Origin of the sequence: Hydrogenophaga sp., assembly GCF_026125825.1 — a bacterium.
In the GTDB taxonomy this organism is placed as follows: domain Bacteria; phylum Pseudomonadota; class Gammaproteobacteria; order Burkholderiales; family Burkholderiaceae_C; genus Hydrogenophaga.
In genome coordinates, this window is sequence record NZ_JAHCKK010000010.1 from 54735 (window position 1) to 76410 (window position 21676).

Below are 21676 nucleotides of genomic sequence, written 5' to 3' on the forward strand. Positions count from 1 at the left end.
TGATTTAGTTGGTTGCGGAGGCAAGATTTGAACTTGCGACCTTTGGGTTATGAGCCCAACGAGCTACCAGGCTGCTCCACTCCGCGTCAAGCCTTGTATTCTATCACGCTTTGTCAGCGTCGGCCGCCGGAGCGGCATCTTCTGCGCGATCCACCAGTTCGACCAGTGCCATCGGCGCGTTGTCGCCAACACGGAACCCCATCTTCAGAATGCGGGTGTAGCCACCGGGCCGGGCCTTGAAGCGCGGGCCCAGTTCGTTGAACAGCTTCACAACGACGTCGCGGTCGCGCAGACGGTCGAACGCCAGGCGGCGGTTGGCCAACGTCGGTTCCTTGGCCAGGGTGATCATGGGCTCGACCACGCGGCGCAGCTCTTTGGCCTTGGGCACCGTGGTCTTGATGGCTTCGTGCGTGAGCAGCGAGTTCATCATGTTGCGCAGCATGGCGAGGCGGTGCTCGCTGGTGCGGTTGAGTTTGCGAAGTCCGTGTCCGTGACGCATTTTTTCATCCTTTCAGTGTTTTGCCCCCAGCCGTATCAGGTACTGGGAGTTGGTCCGGGTCTGGCCTCCTTGGCCAGACACTGCGGTCTCAGTGCTTGTCCAGGCCGGCGGGCGGCCAGTTTTCAAGCTTCATGCCCAAGGTCAAGCCGCGCGAGGCAAGCACTTCCTTGATTTCGTTGAGCGACTTGCGACCCAGGTTGGGGGTCTTAAGCAGCTCGTTCTCGGTGCGCTGGATCAGGTCACCGATGTAATAGATGTTCTCGGCCTTGAGGCAGTTCGCCGAGCGCACGGTCAGTTCCAGCTCGTCCACGGGGCGCAGCAGGATCGGATCGAATTGCTGCGAGCTGCGCTGTGCCGGTGCATCGAACGCCGACAGTTCCACGCCCTCGAGCTGCGCAAACACCGCGAGCTGTTCGACCAGGATCTTGGCCGAGGCGCGAACCGCTTCTTCCGGGCCGATGGAGCCATTGGTCTCGATCTCGAGCACCAGCTTGTCCAGGTCGGTGCGCTGTTCGACGCGAGCGCTTTCCACGGTGTAGCTCACGCGCTTGACGGGCGAGAACGACGCATCAAGCACGATGCGGCCGATGGAGCGCGTCTGGTCGTCGTTGCGGCGCAGGCTGCCCGGCACATAGCCGCGGCCTTTTTCCACTTTGATCTGCATGTCCAGCTTGGCACCGGCAGACAGGGTGGCGATCACATGCCCGGGGTTGACGATCTCGACATCGTGCGGCGTCTGGATGTCCGCCGCCGTCACGACACCTTCACCGTCCTTGCGAAGGCTCAGCGTGACTTCGTCGCGGTTGTGCAGCTTGAACACCACGCCCTTGAGGTTCAAGAGCATGTTGACCACATCTTCCTGCACGCCGTCGATCGACGAATACTCGTGCACGACACCCGCGATGGTGACTTCGGTCGGCGCGTGGCCGGTCATGGACGACAGCAGAACCCGACGCAGGGCATTGCCCAGCGTGTGGCCATAACCACGTTCGAAGGGCTCGAGCGTGACTTTGGCGCGATTGGTCGAGACTTGCTCGACGTTGATGGTCTTGGGCTTCAGCAGATTGTTCAGCATTCAAACTTCCTTCAGGACCCTCGGCTCGTTACACCGATAAGGCAGACGGAGCATGGCCCGACCGCACCACGAGGATGCAGGTCGGGAACGGAATTAACGGGAATACAGTTCGACGATCAGCGATTCGTTGATGTCGGAGCCGAACTCATCGCGGTCGGGCGATTTCTTGAACACGCCTTCGACCTTGTCGGTCGACACGTCGACCCAGGCGGGGAAGCCAATCTGCTTGGCCAACTCGAGGGCTTCGATGACGCGACCTTGCTTCTTGGACTTCTCGCGCACCGCGATCACGTCACCGGCCTTCACCGAGTAGGACGGGATGTTGACCGACTGGCCGTTCACGGTGATCGCCTTGTGCGACACGATCTGACGGGCTTCGGCACGGGTGGAGGCAAAGCCCATGCGGAACACCACGTTGTCCAGGCGCGCTTCGAGCAGGAACAACAGGTTCGCGCCGGTGTTGCCACGGCGGCGGTCGGCTTCGGCGAAATAGCGGCGGAACTGGCGCTCCAGCACGCCATAGGTGCGCTTGACCTTCTGCTTCTCGCGCAGCTGCACGCCGAAATCGGAGGTGCGCTGGCCCGAGGTACGGCCATGCTGGCCGGGCTTGGAATCGAATTTGGCCTTGTCGCTGATCGAGCGGCGGGCGCTCTTGAGCAACAGGTCGGCGCCTTCACGGCGGGAAAGTTTGGCCTTGGGGCCGAGGTAACGTGCCACGTTGGTTTCCTTGGTTTCACTGCCGCAACCGGTTGTTGCGGGAGCCACCCCTCGAAGGAGGTGGCGGTGGGCTTAGCAAAAATGCCACCGCAGGCGACTGCGGTGGCGCTCGAAAAAAGCCTTCAATTATACCGCGATCAGCGCGGTGGTGCCTCAGATGCGGCGGCGCTTCTGGGGGCGGCAGCCGTTGTGCGGCACCGGGGTCACGTCGGAGATCGAGTTGATGCGGATACCCAGGGCGCCCAGGGCGCGCACCGAGGATTCGCGGCCAGGGCCGGGGCCCTTGATCTCGACGTCCAGGTTCTTGATGCCTTGCTCAATGGCGGCGCGACCCGCCACTTCGGATGCCACCTGGGCAGCAAAAGGCGTGGATTTGCGCGAGCCCTTGAAGCCCTGGCCACCCGACGAAGCCCAGGACAATGCGTTGCCCTGGCGATCGGTGATGGTGATGATCGTGTTGTTGAACGAGGCGTGCACGTGTGCAATGCCGTCGGCAACGTTCTTGCGGACTTTCTTGCGAACGCGGGCGGATGCGCTGCTGGAGGGAGACTTGGCCATGAGGGTCCTTCTAACCGTTTATTTTTTCAGCGACTGGGCGGCCTTGCGGGGACCCTTGCGCGTACGGGCGTTGGTCTTGGTGCGCTGACCACGCAGCGGCAGACCACGGCGGTGGCGGAAGCCACGGTAGCAACCGATGTCCATCAAACGCTTGATGTTCATGGTGGTTTCACGACGCAGGTCACCCTCGATCGTGAACGTACCGACCTGGTCGCGCACTTTTTCGAGTTCCGCGTCGCTCAGGTCCTTGATCTTCTTGGCGTAGTCGATGCCGCAGGCTTCGCAGATCTTGCGAGCGCGGGTGCGGCCAATGCCGAAGATTGCCGTCAAGCCGATTTCGGCGTGCTTGTGCGGCGGAATGTTGATGCCTGCAATACGAGCCATGTTGGGTCCTCTTAACTAACCGATCAGCCTTGACGCTGCTTGTGACGCGGATCGGTGCAAATGACTCGCACGACGCCATGCCGTTTGATGATCTTACAGTTGCGGCACATTTTCTTGACCGAAGCCGAAACTCTCATAGTCTTCTCCTAGATATTCCAAAAACATTCAACAACCGACCATTCACTTCGAGCGGAACACGATTCGCGCTCGGGTGAGGTCGTAGGGCGTGAGCTCTACCTTGACCTTGTCCCCTGGCAGGATCCGGATGTAGTGCATCCGCATCTTGCCGCTGATGTGACCCAGCACCACATGACCGTTTTCGAGTTTGACCCTGAAGGTCGCGTTGGGGAGGTTTTCAATCACCTCACCCTGCATCTCGATCACATCGTCCTTGGCCATAAGCGAAGTTCAAGGGGAGGTTTTGAAACTGGCCTTCTTGAGCAGCGATTCGTATTGCTGCGACATCATGTAATTCTGAACCTGGGCCATGAAGTCCATGGTGACCACCACGATGATCAACAGGGAGGTGCCGCCGAAATAGAACGGCACGTTGTACTTCAGGATCAGGAACTCGGGAAGCAGACACACCGCGGTGATGTAAACAGCACCGGCCAGCGTGAGTCTCAACAAAATCTTGTCGATGTAGCGGGCGGTCTGATCACCCGGGCGGATGCCAGGAATGAACGCGCCGCTCTTCTTCAGGTTGTCGGCCGTCTCGCGGCTGTTGAACACCAGTGCGGTGTAGAAGAAGCAGAAGAAGACGATGGCCGCGGCATACAGTGCCACGTAGATCGGCTGCCCCGGCGACAACGCTGCCGCGATGTCACGCAACCAGCGCGTCGAGTCGCCGGTGCTCACCCAGCTCACCACCGTGGTGGGCAGCAGGATGATGGACGACGCAAAGATCGGAGGGATCACGCCAGCCATGTTCAGCTTGAGCGGCAGGTGGGAGGACTGGCCGCCATACACCTTGTTGCCCACCTGACGGCGTGCGTAGTTCACCAGGATCTTGCGCTGGCCACGTTCCACGAACACCACGAAATAGGTGACCAGGATCACCAGCGCGATGATGAAGATCGACACCAGGATGTTCATGGCACCGGTGCGCACCAGCTCCAGCAGGCCACCAATGGCACTGGGCAGACCGGCCGCAATGCCGGCGAAGATCAGGATTGAGATGCCGTTGCCCAGACCGCGCTCCGTGATCTGCTCACCCAGCCACATCAGGAACATCGTGCCAGCCACCAGACTGACCACGGCCGTCAGGCGAAAGCCCATGCCGGGGTCGATCACAAGACCGGGGGAGCCTTCCAGAGCGAGGGCAATGCCCATGGCCTGGAAAATGGCCAGGGCCAAGGTGCCGTAGCGCGTGTACTGCGTGATCTTGCGGCGGCCCGCCTCGCCCTCTTTCTTCAGCTGCTCGAACGTGGGCACCACGTAGGTCATGAGCTGCATGATGATCGAGGCCGAGATGTACGGCATGATCCCCAACGCGAACACGGTGAAGCGCGAGAGCGCACCGCCCGAGAACATGTTGAACAGGCTCAGAATGCCGCCCTGCTGCCCCTGGAACAATTGCGCCAGTTGCGCGGGGTCGATGCCAGGCACAGGAATGTGTGCACCGATGCGATAGACCACCAGCGCCAGCAACAGGAACACCAGCCGGCGACGCAGGTCGCCGAACTTTCCGGTTTTGGCCAGGGACGTGGATCCAGTTGCCACAGGAAGCTTCCGTTCGAGTCCGATCAGGCCGCCAGCGAGCCGCCAGCGGCTTCGATGGCTTGCTTGGCACCGGCGGTCGCGGCGATGTCCTTGAGGGTCACGGCGCGCGTGATCTCACCGGTCTTGATCACCTTGACGCGCTTGGCCAGGTGAGGCACCAGGCCAGCCTGCTTGAGCACGAGCACATCGACCTCGCTCACGTCGAGGGCGTTGAGATCCGCCAGCGTGACTTCAGCGTTGAACTGCAGCTGCGCCGACTTGAAGCCGCGCTTGGGCAGACGGCGCTGCAGCGGCATCTGACCGCCTTCGAAGCCGACCTTGTGGTAGCCGCCCGAACGGGACTTCTGACCCTTGTGGCCACGGCCTGCCGTCTTGCCCAGACCGGAACCGATGCCGCGGCCGACCCGGCGCTTGGCATGCTTGGCGCCTTCGGAAGGCTTGATGGTATTGAGTTGCATGTCAGTGACTCCGATCAGACGATTTTGACCAGGTAGCTGATCTTGTTGATCATGCCGCGCACGGCAGGCGTGTCCTGCAGCTCGCTCACGCTGTTGAGCTTGCGCAGGCCCAGGCCACGGACGGTGTCGCGGTGGGATTGCTTGGTTCCAATGGGGCTGCGCACCAGTTGGACCTTGACGGTGTTTTGAGTGGTCATGATCGCTCCAATCAACCCAGGATCTCTTCGACGGACTTGCCACGCTTGGCAGCCACGTCGGCAGGGGTCGTCGAATTCTTCAGCGCGTCCAGCGTGGCACGCACCAGGTTGTAGGGGTTGCTCGAGCCATGGCTCTTGGCCACGACGTCGGTGATGCCCAACACTTCGAACACCGCGCGCATCGGGCCGCCAGCGATGATGCCGGTACCCTTGGAAGCCGGCAGCATCATGACGTTGGAAGCGCCGTGCTCGCCATGCACGCTGTGGTGCAGCGAGCCGTTCTTGAGCGACACCTTGATCATGTTGCGACGGGCCTGTTCCATGGCCTTCTGCACGGCCACCGGCACTTCGCGCGCCTTGCCCTTGCCCATGCCCACGCGGCCATCGCCATCACCGACCACGGTCAGCGCAGCGAAACCGAGGATGCGACCGCCCTTGACCACCTTGGTCACGCGGTTGATCGCGATCATCTTCTCGCGCAGACCGTCTTCGTTCGCTTCTTTGTTGATGTTTGCCGTAAATTTAGCCATTTTGTGTATTCCGTTTGATCAGAACTGCAGACCGGCTTCACGAGCCGCGTCTGCCAGGGCTTTCACCCGGCCGTGGTAAGCAAAACCGGAACGGTCAAACGCCACCTTCTCGATGCCGGCGGCCTTCGCCTTTTCAGCGATGCGCTTGCCCACCAGGGCAGCGGCGGCGGTGTTGCCACCCTTGCCTGCGCCACCGATCTGGGCACGCACTTCGGCTTCGGCGGTCGATGCAGCAGCCAGCACGCGGCTGCCATCGTCGGAGATGACGCTGGCATAGATGTGCAGGTTGGTGCGGTTCACGCTCAGGCGCACGGCGCCTTGTTGCGCAATGCGGATGCGCGTCTGGCGGGCGCGGCGGAGACGTTGCTCTTTTTTGGTCAACATGATCCTGGTCCTTATTTCTTCTTGGTTTCCTTGATCACGACCTTTTCATCCGCATAGCGGATGCCCTTGCCCTTGTAAGGCTCGGGGGGGCGAACGGCTCGCACCTCGGAAGCGATCTGGCCCACGCGCTGGCGGTCGGAACCCTTGATCAGGATTTCGGTCGGCGTCGGGGTTTCCACCTTGATGCCGGCGGGCATGTCCATCACCACGGGGTGGGAATAGCCAACCGTCAGGTTGAGCTTGGCGCCCTGTGCCTGAGCCTTGTAGCCCACGCCCAGCAACGTCAGCTTCTTCTCGAAGCCCTTGCTCACGCCATTGACCATGTTGTTGACCAGCTGGCGCATGGTGCCGGACATGGCGTTGGCCTCGCGCGACTCGTCCGCGGGGACGAACGTCAGCGTGCCAGCGTTGTTCTCCACCTTGACCAGCGTGTTCAGCGTCAGCGCCAGGGCACCCAGGGCACCCTTGACATTGATCTGGTTGTCCTTCACCGAGATCTCCACCCCAGCTGGGACGGTGACCGGCAGTTTTCCAATACGTGACATTAATTTCTCCTCAATGCCCGCATCAGGCGACGTAACACAGGACTTCGCCGCCGACACCGGTGGCGCGCGCCTTGCGGTCGGTCATCACGCCTTGCGGCGTGGTGACGATGGCCACACCCAGACCGTTCTGGACCTGGGGGATGGCGTTGCGGCCACGGTAGACACGCAGGCCAGGGCGGCTCACGCGCTCGATGCGTTCGATCACGGGACGGCCAGCGTAGTACTTGAGAGCGATCTCAAGTTCGTTCTTGCCGTCGGCGCTCTTGACCTGGAACCCATCGATGTAACCCTCGTCCTTCAGGACCTGGGCGATCGCGGTCTTGACCTTGGAAGCCGGCATCGTCACAACGGCCTTTTCGACCATCTGCGCGTTGCGGATGCGGGTCAACATGTCGGCAATAGGATCACTCATGCTCATTTGTGGTTCTCCTAATGCTTACCAGCTGGCTTTGGTGATGCCGGGGATTTCACCGGCAAACGCCATTTCACGGACCTTGGCGCGGGCCAGGCCGAAGTGGGCGAAGGTGCCGCGCGGACGACCGGTGATCTCGCAGCGGTTGCGCTGGCGGGTCGGGTTCGCGTTGCGGGGCAGCTTTTGCAGCGCCAGACGGGCTGCATCGCGCTCTTCGTCGCTCTTCTTGGCGTCGTTGGACGTCGCCTTGAGCTCGGTGTATTTCTTGGCGAACTTGGCGGCGAGCTTTTCGCGCTTGAGTTCACGTTGGAGTAGTGCTTGTTTAGCCACGCGCCACCTCAGTTCTTGAACGGGAAACGGAAACCGGCCAGAAGAGCCTTGCACTCTTCGTCGTTCTTGGCGGTCGTCGTGATGCTGATGTTGAGACCGCGCAAGGCATCGACCTTGTCGTACTCGATCTCAGGGAAGATGATCTGTTCCTTGACGCCGACGTTGTAGTTGCCGCGACCGTCGAACGAACGGCCGGAGATACCACGGAAGTCGCGCACGCGGGGCAGAGCCACGGTGACGAAACGGTCCAGGAATTCATACATGCGCGCACCGCGCAGGGTGACCATGCAGCCGATGGCTTGCTGTTCGCGAATCTTGAAACCCGCGATGGCCTTGCGAGCCTTGGTCACGACCGGCTTCTGGCCAGCGATCTTGGTCAGGTCGCCCACGGCGTTGTCCATGACCTTCTTGTCGGCCACGGCTTCGCTCACACCCATGTTGAGCGTGATCTTGGTGATGCGCGGCACTTCCATCGTCGACTTGTAGCCGAACTTCTTCATGAGGTCCGGGGCGATGGTGTCGCGGAAAACTTCTTGCAAACGTGCCATGGTCATGCCACCTTGATTTCTTCGCCGCTGGACTTGAAGACGCGCACTTTCTTGCCGTCGGCCAGGAGCTTGATGCCCACGCGATCCGCCTTGCCGGTGGCGCCATTGAAGATGGCGACATTGGACTGGTGGATGGGCATGGTCTTTTCGATGATGCCGCCGGTGATGCCCTTCATCGGGTTCGGCTTGGCATGCTTCTTGACGAGGTTCACGCCCTCGACAACCAGACGGCTGTCGTCGCTGCGCTGCAGGACCTTGCCACGCTTGCCCTTGTCGCGACCGGCAATCACGATGACTTCATCGCCACTACGAATCTTGTTCATGATGATTCCTCAGAGAACCTCGGGCGCCAGCGACACGATCTTCATGAACTTCTCGGTGCGCAGTTCGCGCGTGACCGGTCCGAAGATGCGGGTGCCGATGGGCTCCAGCTTGGCGTTGAGCAACACTGCTGCGTTGCCGTCGAATTTGATCAGAGCGCCGTCCTGACGACGGATGCCCTTGGCGGTGCGGACCACCACAGCGTTGTAAACCTCGCCTTTTTTGACGCGGCCACGGGGCGCTGCTTCCTTGATGCTGACTTTGATGACGTCGCCCACACTGGCGTAACGACGCTTGGAGCCGCCGAGCACCTTGATGCACATCACGGACTTCGCGCCCGTGTTGTCAGCAACATCGAGTCGAGATTGCGTTTGAATCATTTGATTTAAGTCCCAACTTGAATCCCCCCAGCCACCACGGCCGGGAGTGATCAGTCTTGGGCCCGTCGTTGAAGGCGTGCCGGGCATTGCACCCAGCTCACCCCCTTCGGTGGGCAGATAGCTCTTCGCCTTTTCAAGCGAAGCCGCGAATTATGGCATGGATGCGTTGGGCGCGTCAACCCTGGCCGCAGAAACTGGCAAATACCGGCCGCACAGGGCCTGGAAGGCCGCGAGTTCCGGGTCGCCAGACAACTCTTCGGCCAGGATGGCCGCCACGGCGGGCGCGAGGCGCGCGGCCTCGGCAGCGTCCAGGAACAGCACACGCCAGCGCCGGGCCAGCACGTCTTCCACGGTCTGTGCGTACTCGAAGCGGGCGGCGTAGCGCACCATGGCCTCGGTCAATCCGGCGCCCAGCAGGTTCCCCTGCCCCGGGCAGGCCACCACCTGCGGGGCCTCGGTCCCATACAGGTGGATGCCGGGTGGCGCATGCAGCGGCGTGACCGGGCTGGCGGTGGCCCCGGCACCCAGCAAAACGTGGGCCTCGCTCTGGCCGCCGGCGCGGTGCGGCAGCAGGCGGCTGGCGAAGCAGCGCTCCAGCACGTCCTCGGCCATGGCGCGGTAGGTGGTCCATTTGCCACCGGTGACGGTGACCAGGCCATTGGCATCCACCACGATGGTGTGTTCGCGCGACAACACCTTGGTGCCGCCCTCGGCCGCTTCGGGTGCCGCCACCAGGGGCCTGAGGCCGACCCAGAGGCTGCGGATGTCTTCGCGGCGCACCGGCCGGCTCAGCGCCTGGCTGGCTTCGCTGAGGATGAACTCCAATTCTTCGGCAAAGGCGTCGGGCTCGCGCGGCAGGTCGCGGCGCGGCGTGTCGGTCGTGCCCAACACCAGCTTGCCCAGCCAGGGCACGGCGAACAGCACCCGGCCGTCCCGGGTCTTGGGCACCAGCAGGGCATGGCCGCCGGGCAGGAAATCGCGGTCCACCACCACGTGCACCCCCTGGCTGGGGCTCACCATGTGCGAGGGCGCGCCGCCCTGGCTCGCCGCTGGCTGGGTGCGGTCCCGCAGGGCGTCCACCCAGACCCCGGTGGCATTGACCACGCAACGGGCCTGCAAGGGAAACGCCGTGGCGCTGCGGCGGTCGGTCACGTCCAGCACGGACATCGCCTGGTCGGCGCCCTGGACCTGTCGCACCGCCGTGACCTCGGCGTAGTTCAGCACGCGGGCACCCGCAGCCTCTGCGCTGCGCGCGAGCGCAAGCGCCAGGCGGGCGTCGTCGAACTGGCCATCCCAGTACTTCACCCCGCCCCGCAGACCGCCAGGCTTGACACCGGGCAGGGCCTGCAATGCCTGTTCGCGGTTGAGGAATTCGGTGCGCCCCAGGCCCGCGCCGCCGGCCAGCAGGTCGTACAGCTTGAGGCCCAGGCCGTAGAAAGGCGTCTGCCACCACCGATAGGACGGCATGACGAAGGGCAGCGGCTGCGCCAGGTGCGGCGCAATGCGCAACACCGTGGCACGCTCGGCCAGGGCTTCGCGCACCAGGGCCAGGTTGCCCTGGGCCAGGTAGCGCACGCCGCCGTGCAGCAGCTTGGTGGAACGCGATGAAGTTCCCCCGGCAAAGTCGTGCGACTCCAGCAGCACCACCGAAAAGCCCCGCAGCGCCGCATCGAGCGCGACCCCCAGGCCGGTGGCCCCGCCACCGACCACCGCGAGGTCGTACACGCCATGGCGGGTGAGCGTTTCAAGCAGTTCTGCGCGTCTCATGGGGGAGTGAATGGTCCCCCGCACCCAGGCGGCGCGGAGGACGGTTGCTACAAAAGCCGATGCATCACATCAGCGGACCTTGCCATTCTTCCATGCGTTGAGCAGCTGGTCGTAGGCGATGGTCTCTCCCTTGGGCTTTTCGTTGGCCAGCTTCTTCCAGGGCGCGGCCTTGTCGCTCAGGTATTTGTTGGGATCGCCCTTGGGGTTGAGCTTGGGCGCGCAGCGTTCCATGCCGGCGCGCTCCAGGCGGCTCATGACCTGGTCCATCTGCTCGGCCAGGTTGTCCATCGCGGCCTGCGGCGTCTTCTCGCCCGTCACCGCCTGGGCCACGTTCTGCCACCAGAGCTGCGCGAGCTTGGGGTAGTCCGGCACGTTGGTGCCGGTGGGCGTCCAGGCCACACGGGCCGGGCTGCGGTAGAACTCGACCAGGCCACCCAGCTTGGGCGCGAGGTCGGTCATGGCCTTGCTCTGGATGTCGCTCTCGCGGATCGGGGTCAGGCCCACGATGGTCTTCTTCAGCGAGGTGGTCTTGGCGGTCACGAATTGCGCGTACAGCCAGGCCGCCGCGGTCTTGTTCTCGTCATGGCCATTGAAGAACGACCAGGAGCCCACGTCCTGGTAGCCGTTCTGCATGCCCTGCTTCCAGTACGGGCCGTTGGGTCCGGGCGCCATGCGCCACTTGGGCGTGCCGTCGGCGTTGACCACCGGCAGCCCGGGCTTGGTCATGTCGGCGGTGAAGGCGGTGTACCAGAAGATCTGTTGCGCGATCTGGCCCTGCGCGGGCACCGGGCCGGCTTCGCCAAAGGTCATGCCGGTGGCTTCCTTGGGCGCGTACTTCTTCATCCAGTCGATGTACTTGGTGAGGGCGTAGACGGCGGCCGGCGAGTTGGTGGCGCCGCCGCGCGAGACGCTTGCGCCCTGCGGGTGGCAGCCGTCGGCCGAGGCGCGGATGCCCCACTCGTCCACGGGCTTGCCGTTGGGGATGCCGATGTCGGCGGTACCGGCCATGGACAGCCAGGCGTCGGTGAAGCGCCAACCCAGCGACGGGTCCTTCTTGCCGTAGTCCATGTGGCCGTAGATGGGCTTGCCATCGATGGTCTTGACGTCGTTGGTGAAGAACTCGGCGATGTCCTCATAGGCGCTCCAGTTCAGCGGCACACCCAGGTCGTAGCCGTACTTGGCCTTGAACTTGTCCTTGAGGTCCTTGCGGTCGAACAGGTCGGCGCGGAACCAATAGAGGTTGGCGAACTGCTGGTCGGGCAGCTGGTAGAGCTTCTTGTCGGGCGCCGTGGTGAAGCTGGTGCCGATGAAGTCCTTGATGTCCAGGCCCGGGTTGGTGAACTCCTTGCCCTTGCCGGCCATGTAGTCGGTCAAGTTCATCATCTTGCCGTAGCGGTAGTGCGTGCCGATCAGGTCGGAGTCGCTGATCCAGCCGTCGTAGATCGACTTGCCCGACTGCATCGAGGTCTGCAGCTTCTCGACCACGTCGCCTTCCTGGATCAGGTCGTGCTTGACGGTGATGCCGGTGATCTCGGCGAAGGCCTTGGCCAGGGTCTTGCTTTCGTACTCGTGCGTGGTGATGGTTTCCGACACCACCGAAATCTCTTTCACCCCCTTGGCCTTGAGCTTGGCGGCCGCGTCGATGAACCACTTCATCTCGGCCGCCTGCTGGGCCTTGGTGAGGGTGGAGGGCTGGAACTCGCTGTCGATCCACTTCTTGGCGGCGGCCTCGTCGGCCCACGCGGGCAAGGCGCCCATGGCCAGCAACGCGGCCAGGGCCAGGGTGGTGTGTCGCAATTTCATGTCGTCTCCTCTAGCGGTGCGCTTCCCCGGTTGGTGAGAGATCTCGGCCCCGGGGAAGCATTGGGCCGAATCCATATGGAAAGAAGCAGCGCGGTCAGCCCTTGCGCATCACCAGCAGCAGCCAGCCCATGGACAGCACGAAGGCGATCCAGATGCTGGGCTCCTGCTCCAGGGAGAACCACTGGGCCAACCAGCCTGCCAGGCCAATGAAGGCCAGGTTGATGTAGGCCGCGCCGAGCAGGCCGATGAACAGGCGGTCGCCGCGCGAGGTGACCATGGGCAGGAAGCCCTTGCGCTCGACGGTGGGCGCCTTGACCTCCCACAGCGTCATGCCCACGAGCATGAGCGCGATGCAGGTGAAGAACACGGCCACGGGTGTGGTCCAGACCATCCACTGAAACATCTCGGTCTCCTCAGACGCGGCCCATCGCGAAGCCCTTGGCGATGTAGTGCCGCACAAACCAGATCACGATCGCGCCCGGCACGATGGTGAGAACGCCGGCCGCGGCCAGCGTCGCCCAGTCCATGCCGCTGGCGCTCACGGTGCGCGTCATGGTCGCGACGATGGGCTTGGCATTCACGCTGGTGAGCGTGCGCGCCAGCAGCAGCTCGACCCAGCTGAACATGAAGCAGAAGAACGCCGCCACCCCCACGCCGGCCTTGATGAGCGGCAGGAAGATGGTGAAAAAGAAGCGGGGGAAGCTGTAGCCGTCGATGTAGGCGGTCTCGTCGATCTCGCGCGGAATGCCGCTCATGAAACCTTCCAGGATCCACACCGCCAGCGGCACGTTGAACAGCAGGTGCGCCATGGCCACGGCGATGTGCGTGTCCATCAGGCCCAGCGTGGTGTAGAGCTGGAAGAAGGGCAGCAGGAACACGGCCGGCGGCGTCATGCGGTTGGTCAGCAGCCAGAAGAACACGTGCTTGTCGCCCAGGAAGCGGTAGCGTGAAAAGGCGTAGGCCGCCGGCAGCGCCACGGTGAGCGAGATCACCGTGTTGATGCCGACGTAGATGAGGCTGTTGATGTAGCCCGAGTACCAGGACGGGTCGGTGAAGATGGTCCGGTAGTTGGCCCAGGTGAACTCGGCCGGCCACAGGGTGAAGGACGAGAGGATTTCCTGGTTGGTCTTGAAGCTCATGTTGACCATCCAGTAGATGGGCAACAGGGCAAAGACCAGGTAGGCGATGAGGAACAGCGTCCTCTTGCGAAACCTGCGGTTATCCATGACCCGGCTCCTTCTCCGACGTGCCCAGGCTCAGCATCCAGTTGTAGAGCACGAAGCAGAACAGCAGGATGATGAGGAAGTAGATCAGCGAGAACGCCGCCGCCGGGCCGAGATCGAACTGGCCGACCGCCTTGGTGGTGAGGTACTGCGAGAGGAAGGTGGTGGCGTTGCCCGGGCCGCCGCCGGTGAGCACGAAGGGCTCGGTGTAGATCATGAAGCTGTCCATGAACCTCAGCAGCACCGCGATCATCAGCACGCCGCGCATCTTGGGCAGCTGGATGTAGCGGAACACGGCCCACTTGCTCGCGCCGTCGATGCTGGCGGCCTGGTAGTAGGCGTCGGGGATGCTGCGCAGGCCCGCGAAAGCCAGCAGCGCGACCAGCGGCGTCCAGTGCCACACGTCCATGATCAGCACCGTCCACCAGGCGTGCACCGGGTTGCCGGTGTAGCTGTAGTCCATGCCGGCCCATTGCAGGAAGTAGCCCAGCAGGCCGATGTCGGCGCGTCCGAAAATCTGCCAGATGGTGCCGACCACGTTCCACGGGATCAGCAGCGACAGCGCCACCAGCACCAGCACGGCCGAGGACTTCCATCCCTGGGCCGGCATGGACAGCGCCAGTGCGATGCCCAGCGGGATCTCCACCAGCAGGACCGCGAGCGAGAACTGGATCTGCCGCCACAGCGCCAGGTGCAGCTCCTCGTCGCGCATCACCGCGGCGAACCATTCGGTACCGACGAACACGCGGCGGTCGGGCGAGAGCACGTCCTGCACCGAGTAGTTCACCACCGTCATCAGCGGCAGCACCGCCGAGAAGGCCACGCAGACGATCACCGGCAGCACCAGCCACCAGGCCTTCTGGTTCACGGGTTTGGTGGTATTGCTCATGCGATGAGTACCTCGTCCTTGTAGAAGCAGGTGTGCCGGCCCAGCACGCGCAGGTGCACGGTCTCGCCCACCGCGGGCGCGCTGGCCTCGGGCGCCAGCCGGCACTTGAGGCGGTGCCCGCCTGCCTCGCAGGTCACCATCACGTAGGTGCCGATGTCCTGCACGCGCGTGACCACCGCGGGCAGCGTGTCGGGCTCCCCAGCCCGGCCTATCGCCAGGTACTCGGGGCGGATGCCGAGCTTGACCGGCCCCACGGGCAGCTCCTGGCCATTGGTGAGCGCCAGCGGATGCTGCAGCACCACCACGCCGCCGCGCACGCTGGTCGCCGGCAGGAAGTTCATGCCGGGCGAGCCGATGAAGTGCCCCACGAAGGTGTGAGCCGGCCGCTCGAACAGCGCCGCCGCCGCGCCCACCTGCACCGCGCGACCGCGCGTCATCACCACCACCTCGTCGGCGAAGGTCAATGCCTCCACCTGATCGTGCGTCACATAGATCAGCGTGAGCTTGAGTTCGTGGTGAATCTGCTTGAGCTTGCGCCGCAGCTGCCATTTCAGGTGAGGGTCGATCACGGTCAGCGGTTCATCGAACAGCACCGCCGACACATCGGAGCGCACCAGGCCCCGGCCCAGCGAGATCTTCTGCTTCTGGTCGGCGGAGAGGCCGGCCGCGCGCTGGTCCAGCTGGTGGCTCATCTCCAGCATCTCGGCGATGCGGCCCACCCGGCCCTGGATCTCGGCCTCGGGCACCTTGCGGTTGCGCAAGGGGAACGCCAGGTTCTGCGCCACGGTCATGGTGTCGTAGATCACTGGGAACTGGAACACCTGGGCGATGTTGCGCTGCTGCGGGCTCTGGCGCGTCACGTCGACGCCGTTGAAGCGCACCGTGCCCTGCGACGGCGCGAGCAGGCCCGAGATGATGTTGAGCATGGTCGTCTTGCCGCAACCCGAGGGGCCCAACAGCGCGTACGCGCCGCCATCCTCGAAGGTCATCTGCAGCGGCAGCAGCGCGTAGTCCTCGTCCGCCTTCGGGTTCGGGCGGTAGGCGTGCGCCAGGTCGAGTTCGATGCGCGCCATCAGCCGGCCCTCCCCACCCGCGCGGGCGCCCGCACCAGCGGGCCCTCGGCATCGAAGACGAAGAGCTGGTCCGGCCGCAGGTACAGCGTGATGGGGTCGCCCAGCGGGCAGTCGTGCACGCCGGTCAGCTGGGCCACCAGCTCGCCCACCGCCGCGTGCACGTGCACGAACGTGTCCGATCCGGCGATCTCGGCCAGCTCCACGCGCCCGGGCAGCGCCACGTCGCCGGGGCGCTGCACCACGCGAAGGCCACCGGCGCGCAGGCCGAGCGTGAGCCGCCCGGGCGCATCGGCCGGCAAGGCCAGGGGCCAGACCTCGCCGCCGGCCACCCGCACGCCGCCGGCCACCGCATCGGCGGCCATGAGGTTCATCGGCGGGTCGCTGAAGGCGCGCGCCACGCGGATGCTCCGGGGCGCATGGAACACCTCGGCCGTGGGGCCGTACTGCAGCAGCTCGCCCGCGTCCATCACCGCCGTGTACCCCCCCAGCAGCAAGGCCTCGCCAGGTTCGGTGGTGGCGTAGACCACGGTGGCGTCGCTGGTGGCGAACAGCTGGGTCAGCTCCTCGCGCAGTTCCTCGCGCAACTTGTAATCCAGGTTCACCAGGGGTTCGTCGAACAGCATCAGCGGCGCCTGCTTGGCCAGGGCCCGCGCCAGCGCCACGCGCTGTTGCTGGCCACCCGAGAGTTCGGCCGGCAGGCGGTCCAGGAAGGGCTCGATGTGCAGGCGCGCGGCCAGCTCGCGCACCCGCCGGTCCACGTCGCGCTCGCCGCGCAGGCGCATGGGCGAGGCAATGTTCTGCGCCACCGTCATCGAGGGGTAGTTGACGAACTGCTGATAGACCATGGCCACGTTGCGCTGGCGCACCGGCACCCGGGTCACCTCCACGCCATCGGCCAGCACCCGGCCGGTGGTGGCCGTGTCCAACCCGGCCATCACGCGCATCAGGCTCGTCTTGCCGGCCTGGGTCGCGCCCAGCAGCACCGTCACCTCGCGCGGGGCCAGGCTCAGGCTCAGGGGGTAGAGGTGGGCGCTTGGCCCAACGGTCTTGCCCACGTGCTCCAGTGACAGCTGCATTCGGTCCCCGTGTGAAAAAACGCACACCCGAAAGCAGGCGGCGATTCGTTTCACCGATTATGTTGTTCGTTTATGTTCCTTTTTATTCGGTACTTACCCTGAGGAGCGCCTGAAAAGAATTCCGTTATGTTCGGGTGGCCTTGTGACCCCTCGACCCGCTGCACCGATGAACCTCAACCCCCGCCACACCCAGCTGCTTGACGAAGTGCGCGCCCACGGTCCCCAGACCATCGAAGCCCTGGCCGAGCGCTTTGGCGTCACGCTGCAGACCGTGCGACGCGACGTGCAGCGCCTGGCCGAGGCCGGCCTGCTCTCGCGTTTCCACGGTGGGGTGCGGCAGCCGGGATCGACCACCGAGAACATCGCCTACCGCCAGCGCCAGGCGATGCAGGCCGACGCCAAGACGCGCATCGCCCGCGCCGTGGCCCGGCGCGTGCCCAATGGCTGCTCCCTGATCATGAACATCGGCACCACCATCGAGGCCGTGGCGCGCGAGCTGCAGCACCACCGGGGCCTGCGCGTGATCACCAACAACCTGCACATCGCCTCGCTCATGAGCACCAACCCCGACTGCGAGGTGATCGTGGCCGGCGGCCTGGTGCGCGGCGCCGACCAGGGCATCGTGGGCGAGGCCACGGTGGACTTCATGCGCCAGTTCCGCGTCGACATCGGTCTGATCGGCATCAGCGGCATCGAGGCCGACGGCACGCTGCGAGACTTCGACTACCGCGAGGTGAAGGTGGCGCGCGCCATCGTCGAACAGTCGCGCGAGGTCTGGCTCGCCGCCGACCACAGCAAGTTCAACCGCCCCGCCATGGTCGAGCTCGCGCGGCTGGACGACATTGACGTGGTCTTCACCGACCTGGCGCCGCCGCCGCCCTTCGACGAGCTGCTGGCCCAGGCCAACGTCGAGTGCGTGCGCGCCGGGGTCTCCACCGACAACGCCTGACCGCCCCGCTTCTGCTCATCCGGAAAGACGCCATGACCTACCTGCTTGCCCTGGACCAGGGCACCTCCAGCTCGCGCAGCATCGTGTTCGACCGCGAAGGCCGCGTGGTCACGATGGCGCAGCGCGAGTTCCGCCAGATCTACCCGCAGCCGGGCTGGGTCGAGCACGACCCGCGCGACCTGTGGCAGACCCAGCTGGAGACCGCCCGCCAGGCCCTCCAGCAGGCGAAGCTGCGCGCCGACCAGATCCAGGCCGTGGGCATCACCAACCAGCGCGAGACCACGCTGGTGTGGAACCGCCAGACCGGCGAGCCGGTCTACAACGCCATCGTCTGGCAAGACCGCCGGGCGGAGAACACCTGCGCCGAGCTGCGCGAGCGGGCGCTAAGCGACACCGTGCTGCAGAAGACCGGGCTGCGCATCGACGCCTACTTCTCCGGCACCAAGCTCAAGTGGATCCTTGACCACGTGCCCGGCGCGCGCGCGCAGGCCGAGCGCGGCGAACTCGCCTTCGGCACCGTGGACAGCTGGCTGATCTGGCAGCTCACCGGCGGCGAGCGCCACGTCACCGACGTGAGCAACGCCTCGCGCACCATGCTCTTCAACGTGCACACGCGCGAATGGGACGACGACCTGCTGGCCCTGCTCGACATCCCCCGGCGCCTGATGCCCGAGGCCCTGCCCTCCAGCGCGGCGTTCGGCCGGATGAAGGCCGAGTGGCTGGGCGCGCCGCTGGAGATCGGCGGCGTGGCTGGCGATCAGCAGAGCGCCCTCTTCGGCCAGGCCTGCTTCACCGCCGGCATGGCCAAGAACACCTACGGCACCGGCTGCTTCATGCTGATGCACACCGGCGAGCGATTCCAGGTCAGCGAGAACGGTCTCATCACCACCGCCACCGCTCAACCTCCGGGGCCGCAGCAGTACGCGCTGGAAGGCAGCGTCTTCATCGGCGGCGCGGTGGTGCAGTGGCTGCGCGACGGCCTCAAGGCGATCCCGTCCAGCAGCGAGGTGCAGTCCCTCGCCGAGAGCGTGCCCGACGCCGGCGGCGTGGTGCTGGTGCCGGCCTTCACCGGGCTGGGCGCGCCCTACTGGCAGCCCGAGGCGCGCGGCAGCATCACCGGCCTCACGCGCGGCACCACCATGGCCCACATCGCACGCGCCGCGCTGGAGAGCATCGCCTTCCAGAGCGCCGCCCTGCTCGACGCCATGAGCCGCGATGCCCTGGCCGCCGGCGGCGTGCCCGTGAGCGAGTTGCGCGTGGACGGTGGTGCCTGCGCAAACAACCTGCTGATGCAGATCCAGGCCGACCTGCTGGGCATTCCCGTGGTGCGGCCCGCGGTGATCGAGACCACCGCGCTCGGTGCCGCCTACCTCGCCGGCCTGCACAGCGGCGTGTACGGCGGGCTGGACGAACTCTCGAAGCAATGGCGTGCCGAACGCACCTTCCACCCCACGCTCTCGCGCGAGCGCGCGGCCGAGAAGATGGCGCAATGGGAGCATGCGGTGCGCCAGACCGTCGCCCCTTGATGCGACGCGCGACAATGGCGCGATGAGCACCACCTTCCCCCACCCCACCATCACCTTCATCGGCGGCGGCAACATGGCCAGCGCCATCGTCGGCGGCCTGATCCGCCAGGGCCACCCCGCCAGCGCCTTGCAGATCGTCGAGCCCTGGGACGAGCAGCGCGCGAAGCTCGCGCAGCAGTTCCGGGGCATCCGCGTGCTGCCGCTGGCCGGCCCCACGCTCGAGCCTTCGGACCTGGTGGTCTGGGCCGTGAAGCCACAGACCTTCAAAGAAGCCGCGCTCGCCAGCGCGCCGCACCTGAAGGACGCGCTGCACCTGAGCGTGGCCGCCGGCATCACCAGCGAGAGCATGGCCGACTGGTTGCAGACGCAGCGCATCGTGCGCGCCATGCCCAACACGCCGGCCCTGGTCGGCCTGGGCATGACCGGCCTGTTCGCCCGCGCAGGCGCCAGCGCCGCCGATCGCGCGCGGGTCGAGGCCGTGGTGAAGACCACCGGCGACCTGGTCTGGGTGGCGGAAGAAGCCCAGCTCGACGCCGTGACCGCGCTCTCCGGCTCGGGCCCGGCCTACGTGTTCTATTTCCTCGAAGCCATGCGCGACGCGGGTGCCCGCATGGGCCTGCCGCCCGACGTGGCCTACCAGCTCGCGGTGGGCACGTTCGTGGGCGCGGCCACGCTGGCGCAGCGATCGGACGATCCGCCGCAGACGCTTCGCGAGCGGGTCACGTCCAAGGGCGGAACGACCTACGCCGCGCTCACGTCGATGGACGCGGCGGGCGTCAAAGCCAAGTTTGAAGACGCGCTGTTCGCCGCGCAGAAACGCGCCGAGGAACTTGGTCGCGAGTTCGGGAAATAGGCGTTGCCTTGTTTTCCTCGCTGCTCGAGCACGCGAGGTTCAAGGAACGAAACTCATAGCATACCGAGCACCACCCCCGCGAACACCGTGAAGCCCAGCCAGTGGTTGAGCCGGAAGGCCTTGAAGCAGCCGTCGCGCGTGCGGTCCTTGATCAAGCTGAAGTGCCAGACCACCTGGGCCAGCGCCACCACCAGCATGGCGCCCCAGACCCAGGGGTTCACCACCGCCCACAGCGCGACCGTCCAGATCGCCAGGAACACCAGATAGAAACCCGTGACAGCGGGCACATCGGCCCGGCCCAGCGTGATGGCCGAGGTCTTCATGCCGATGCGCAGGTCGTCGTCACGATCCACCATCGCGTACTCGGTGTCGTAGGCCAGCACCCAGAACAGGTTGCCCACCAGCAGCACCCAGGCCAGCAGCGGCACCTGCGACTGCACCGCCGCGAACGCCATCGGCACACCGAAGCTGAAGGCCACGCCCAGCACCGCCTGCGGCATGGAGACATACCGCTTCGCATAGGGGTAGATCAGCGTGATCGCCAGCGCGGCGAACGACATCAGCACCGTGAGCCCGTTGGTGGTGAGCACCAGCCCGAAGGCCACCAGCGCCAGCACGGCCCCCACCGCGAGCGCCTCGCGCGTGGAGACCTTGCCCGAGGTGACCGGGCGCTGCGCGGTGCGCTTGACGTGCTTGTCGAACTCGCGGTCGGCCACATCGTTCACACAGCAGCCCGCGCTGCGCATGAGGATGGTGCCGAGCACGAACACCACCAGCAGGTGCCAGCCCGGGAAACCGCCCGCCGCCACCCACAGCGCGGCCAGCGAAGGCCAGAGCAACAGCAGCCAGCCCGCAGGCCGGTTCCAGCGGATCAGGTCGAGGTACAGCGAAAGGCGCGAAGGCGCGGGCGAGGTGGTGGCAACCATGACAGGCGGATCACTCCTCAAGAAGCGAACGCAGCATCCACGCGGTCTGCTCGTGCACCGTCAGGCGCTGGGTCAGCAGGTCGGCGGTGGGCTCGTCGCCCGCTTTCTCCACCACAGGAAACAGCTGGCGCGCCGTGCGCGCCACCGCCTCGTGGCCCTGCACCAGGATGCGCACCATCTCCAGCGCCTTGGGCGGCGTGGCCGGCGCATCGGGCACCGAGCTGAGCTTGCCGAACTGCGCGTAGCTGCCGGGCGCTGCGTGGCCCAGCGAGCGGATGCGCTCGGCCACGGGGTCGACCGCGTTCCACAGCTCGGTGTACTGGGTCATGAACATCGTGTGCAGCGAGGTGAACATCGGACCGGTCACGTTCCAGTGGAAGTTGTGCGTGGTCAGGTACAGCGTGTAGGTGTCGGCCAGCAGCTGGGACAGGCCCTTGGCAATGGCGGCTCGGTCCTTTTCGCCAATGCCGATGTTGATCGCGGGGGCGGTGACGGTGCCTCGGGGTTTGGCCATGGTGATCTCCTGGGGAT

At 65.2% G+C, this 21676-nt stretch carries 30 protein-coding genes and 1 tRNA gene; 3 read left to right on the plus strand and 28 right to left on the minus strand.

All coding sequences use genetic code 11. The features are described 5' to 3' along the window. Positions 1–9 precede the first annotated feature (9 nt). The 26 genes from KIT86_RS06165 to KIT86_RS06290 all read right to left on the minus strand — a co-directional run bounded on the left by KIT86_RS06165 (position 10) and on the right by KIT86_RS06290 (position 16891). Positions 10–86, minus strand: a tRNA-Met gene (locus KIT86_RS06165). A 17-nt stretch (positions 87–103) separates the two neighbouring features. Next, on the minus strand, positions 104–499 hold the full coding sequence (gene rplQ, locus KIT86_RS06170) for a 50S ribosomal protein L17 (protein ID WP_297396129.1): 396 nt from the start codon (positions 497–499) through the stop codon (positions 104–106). An 88-nt stretch (positions 500–587) separates the two neighbouring features. Next, positions 588–1574 (minus strand): DNA-directed RNA polymerase subunit alpha, encoded by a 987-nt coding sequence (rpoA, locus tag KIT86_RS06175; RefSeq protein WP_297396132.1) that lies wholly within the window; start codon positions 1572–1574, stop codon positions 588–590. A 93-nt stretch (positions 1575–1667) separates the two neighbouring features. After that, a complete protein-coding gene (rpsD, locus tag KIT86_RS06180; RefSeq protein ID WP_297396134.1) occupies positions 1668–2291 on the minus strand; it encodes a 30S ribosomal protein S4 in 624 nt (207 codons plus the stop codon). A gap of 153 nt (positions 2292–2444) precedes the next feature. Then, a complete protein-coding gene (rpsK, locus tag KIT86_RS06185) occupies positions 2445–2849 on the minus strand; it encodes a 30S ribosomal protein S11 (RefSeq protein ID WP_066267872.1) in 405 nt (134 codons plus the stop codon). Positions 2850–2867: 18 nt separating this feature from the next. Then, a complete protein-coding gene (gene rpsM, locus KIT86_RS06190; protein ID WP_137917294.1) occupies positions 2868–3233 on the minus strand; it encodes a 30S ribosomal protein S13 in 366 nt (121 codons plus the stop codon). Positions 3234–3256: 23 nt separating this feature from the next. Then, complete coding sequence (gene rpmJ / locus KIT86_RS06195) at positions 3257–3370, minus strand: 50S ribosomal protein L36 (RefSeq protein ID WP_009514917.1); 114 nt, start codon at positions 3368–3370, stop codon at positions 3257–3259. Between the two features lie 43 nt (positions 3371–3413). Further along, positions 3414–3632: a translation initiation factor IF-1 gene (gene infA / locus KIT86_RS06200; protein ID WP_086118896.1), complete on the minus strand. Its 219-nt coding sequence runs from the start codon at positions 3630–3632 to the stop codon at positions 3414–3416. Positions 3633–3641: 9 nt separating this feature from the next. After that, positions 3642–4955, minus strand: coding sequence for a preprotein translocase subunit SecY (secY, locus tag KIT86_RS06205; protein ID WP_297396159.1), 1314 nt, complete (start codon positions 4953–4955; stop codon positions 3642–3644). 23 nt (positions 4956–4978) lie between these two features. Further along, positions 4979–5413: a 50S ribosomal protein L15 gene (gene rplO, locus KIT86_RS06210; RefSeq protein ID WP_137917291.1), complete on the minus strand. Its 435-nt coding sequence runs from the start codon at positions 5411–5413 to the stop codon at positions 4979–4981. A gap of 14 nt (positions 5414–5427) precedes the next feature. Next, on the minus strand, positions 5428–5610 hold the full coding sequence (rpmD, locus tag KIT86_RS06215; RefSeq protein ID WP_159589446.1) for a 50S ribosomal protein L30: 183 nt from the start codon (positions 5608–5610) through the stop codon (positions 5428–5430). A gap of 11 nt (positions 5611–5621) precedes the next feature. Beyond that, positions 5622–6140, minus strand: coding sequence for a 30S ribosomal protein S5 (rpsE, locus tag KIT86_RS06220; RefSeq protein WP_159589444.1), 519 nt, complete (start codon positions 6138–6140; stop codon positions 5622–5624). An 18-nt stretch (positions 6141–6158) separates the two neighbouring features. Then, positions 6159–6524: a 50S ribosomal protein L18 gene (gene rplR, locus KIT86_RS06225; RefSeq protein ID WP_204735156.1), complete on the minus strand. Its 366-nt coding sequence runs from the start codon at positions 6522–6524 to the stop codon at positions 6159–6161. Between the two features lie 11 nt (positions 6525–6535). Further along, on the minus strand, positions 6536–7069 hold the full coding sequence (gene rplF, locus KIT86_RS06230; protein ID WP_297396171.1) for a 50S ribosomal protein L6: 534 nt from the start codon (positions 7067–7069) through the stop codon (positions 6536–6538). 22 nt (positions 7070–7091) lie between these two features. Beyond that, complete coding sequence (gene rpsH / locus KIT86_RS06235) at positions 7092–7487, minus strand: 30S ribosomal protein S8 (RefSeq protein WP_297396174.1); 396 nt, start codon at positions 7485–7487, stop codon at positions 7092–7094. Positions 7488–7505: 18 nt separating this feature from the next. Beyond that, on the minus strand, positions 7506–7811 hold the full coding sequence (gene rpsN, locus KIT86_RS06240; protein ID WP_297396177.1) for a 30S ribosomal protein S14: 306 nt from the start codon (positions 7809–7811) through the stop codon (positions 7506–7508). A gap of 8 nt (positions 7812–7819) precedes the next feature. Next, positions 7820–8359, minus strand: a complete 540-nt coding sequence (rplE, locus tag KIT86_RS06245; protein WP_297396180.1) for a 50S ribosomal protein L5 — start codon at positions 8357–8359, stop codon at positions 7820–7822. Between the two features lie 2 nt (positions 8360–8361). Beyond that, the gene (gene rplX, locus KIT86_RS06250; RefSeq protein ID WP_066267894.1) at positions 8362–8682 is read right to left on the minus strand and encodes a 50S ribosomal protein L24; all 321 of its coding nucleotides are present in this window, start codon (positions 8680–8682) and stop codon (positions 8362–8364) included. 9 nt (positions 8683–8691) lie between these two features. Next, complete coding sequence (gene rplN / locus KIT86_RS06255) at positions 8692–9060, minus strand: 50S ribosomal protein L14 (protein ID WP_009514936.1); 369 nt, start codon at positions 9058–9060, stop codon at positions 8692–8694. Positions 9061–9210: 150 nt separating this feature from the next. Further along, entirely contained in the window at positions 9211–10827 is a 1617-nt protein-coding gene (locus KIT86_RS06260; RefSeq protein ID WP_297396188.1) for a glycerol-3-phosphate dehydrogenase/oxidase, read from the minus strand. Positions 10828–10896: 69 nt separating this feature from the next. Next, positions 10897–12630, minus strand: coding sequence for an ABC transporter substrate-binding protein (locus tag KIT86_RS06265; protein WP_297396191.1), 1734 nt, complete (start codon positions 12628–12630; stop codon positions 10897–10899). A 94-nt stretch (positions 12631–12724) separates the two neighbouring features. Further along, positions 12725–13033, minus strand: a complete 309-nt coding sequence (locus tag KIT86_RS06270) for a DUF2160 domain-containing protein (protein WP_297396194.1) — start codon at positions 13031–13033, stop codon at positions 12725–12727. Positions 13034–13043: 10 nt separating this feature from the next. After that, positions 13044–13856: a carbohydrate ABC transporter permease gene (locus KIT86_RS06275; RefSeq protein ID WP_297396195.1), complete on the minus strand. Its 813-nt coding sequence runs from the start codon at positions 13854–13856 to the stop codon at positions 13044–13046. Further along, positions 13849–14742 carry a carbohydrate ABC transporter permease gene (locus tag KIT86_RS06280; protein WP_297396196.1) on the minus strand — a complete coding sequence of 298 codons (894 nt, stop codon included), beginning with the start codon at positions 14740–14742 and terminating at the stop codon, positions 13849–13851. Before KIT86_RS06280 ends, KIT86_RS06275 begins: the two co-directional genes overlap by 8 nt. Then, positions 14739–15815: an ABC transporter ATP-binding protein gene (locus KIT86_RS06285; protein WP_297396197.1), complete on the minus strand. Its 1077-nt coding sequence runs from the start codon at positions 15813–15815 to the stop codon at positions 14739–14741. The genes KIT86_RS06280 and KIT86_RS06285 overlap by 4 nt, the downstream gene beginning before the upstream one ends. Continuing rightward, positions 15815–16891 (minus strand): ABC transporter ATP-binding protein, encoded by a 1077-nt coding sequence (locus KIT86_RS06290; protein WP_297396199.1) that lies wholly within the window; start codon positions 16889–16891, stop codon positions 15815–15817. Before KIT86_RS06290 ends, KIT86_RS06285 begins: the two co-directional genes overlap by 1 nt. Before the next feature lie 166 nt (positions 16892–17057). On the opposite strand from KIT86_RS06290, the gene KIT86_RS06295 reads away from it, so the two are divergent. Genes KIT86_RS06295 through proC form a run of 3 tightly spaced genes read left to right on the plus strand, consistent with a single transcriptional unit; the run spans position 17058 to position 20219 of the window. Next, positions 17058–17840 carry a DeoR/GlpR family DNA-binding transcription regulator gene (locus KIT86_RS06295; protein WP_297396201.1) on the plus strand — a complete coding sequence of 261 codons (783 nt, stop codon included), beginning with the start codon at positions 17058–17060 and terminating at the stop codon, positions 17838–17840. Between the two features lie 32 nt (positions 17841–17872). Beyond that, entirely contained in the window at positions 17873–19366 is a 1494-nt protein-coding gene (gene glpK, locus KIT86_RS06300) for a glycerol kinase GlpK (protein WP_297396202.1), read from the plus strand. A 22-nt stretch (positions 19367–19388) separates the two neighbouring features. Beyond that, entirely contained in the window at positions 19389–20219 is an 831-nt protein-coding gene (gene proC / locus KIT86_RS06305) for a pyrroline-5-carboxylate reductase (RefSeq protein WP_297396204.1), read from the plus strand. 53 nt (positions 20220–20272) lie between these two features. On the opposite strand, the gene ubiA is transcribed toward proC, so the two are convergent. Together ubiA and KIT86_RS06315 are read right to left on the minus strand one after the other, a co-directional pair. After that, the gene (ubiA, locus tag KIT86_RS06310; protein WP_297396206.1) at positions 20273–21145 is read right to left on the minus strand and encodes a 4-hydroxybenzoate octaprenyltransferase; all 873 of its coding nucleotides are present in this window, start codon (positions 21143–21145) and stop codon (positions 20273–20275) included. Positions 21146–21155: 10 nt separating this feature from the next. Beyond that, positions 21156–21659: a Dps family protein gene (locus tag KIT86_RS06315; protein ID WP_297396207.1), complete on the minus strand. Its 504-nt coding sequence runs from the start codon at positions 21657–21659 to the stop codon at positions 21156–21158. Positions 21660–21676: the final 17 nt, after the last annotated feature.